This is a genomic window from Cupriavidus basilensis, assembly GCF_029335485.1.
Lineage (GTDB): Bacteria > Pseudomonadota > Gammaproteobacteria > Burkholderiales > Burkholderiaceae > Cupriavidus > Cupriavidus basilensis_E.
In genome coordinates, this window is record NZ_JARJLM010000706.1 from 1 (window position 1) to 740 (window position 740).

General features: G+C 66.4%; 1 protein-coding gene. It reads right to left on the reverse strand.

Going from position 1 to position 740, the window contains the following annotated elements:
- Nucleotides 1-530 (reverse strand): MFS transporter (locus P3W85_RS43555; RefSeq protein ID WP_276269381.1); only part of this gene is annotated, 530 nt, incomplete at its 3' end.
- Nucleotides 531-740 lie beyond the last annotated feature (210 nt).

Here is a 740-nt window from a genome sequence, read left to right on the forward strand (position 1 = left end):
TGTACCAGCAAGCCACCCAGCACCTGGCCGGCGATCGCGGCCAGGCCCAGCGTCATGCCGAGCAGGCCAAAGGCGCGGCGCCTTGCCGCATCCGCATAGCTGACGCGGATCACGGCGTAGATCTGCGGAAACAACAGCGCGGCCGCCATGCCTTGCAGCACGCGCGCCGCGATCAGCAGCGCAGGGGTTGCGGCGACGCCGCACAGTGCCGAACTCAGCGTAAAGCCGGCCATGCCGAGCACGAACAGCCGCCGCCTGCCATGGAGATCGCCCAGCCGGCTGCCGATGATCAGCAGTACGCCATAGGCCAGTTCGTAGGCCGCCACCACGGCGCCGATCTCGCCGAAGCTGGCGCCCAGGTCGGTCCGCATGGCCGGGATCGCCACATTGACCACGAACAGGTCGAAGACAGTGACAAAGCCGCCCAGCAGCAGGACTGCCAGGCCAGTGGGGGAGGGACTTGCCGCGGGTTGGGCCGTGGCGGGGCGAAGGCCCGGCGGGCGGTCGCCGGAGACAGTGGGAGAAGGCATGGCGGATCCTGTGGATAGCTCAGGCCCGCATTCTCAGTCGGCTTCCAAAGTATTACAATTTAAGTGTTTATGCTATTACACAGGGCAATAGGCTAATCCGCTGATCCTGTCCCTTCCGATTCCCATGCCGCCACGCACCCTTGACCGCACCCGTGCTGCGCTCGCGGACTTCCTGCGCCAGCGCCGCGAACGTATCTCGCCGGCCGAAGC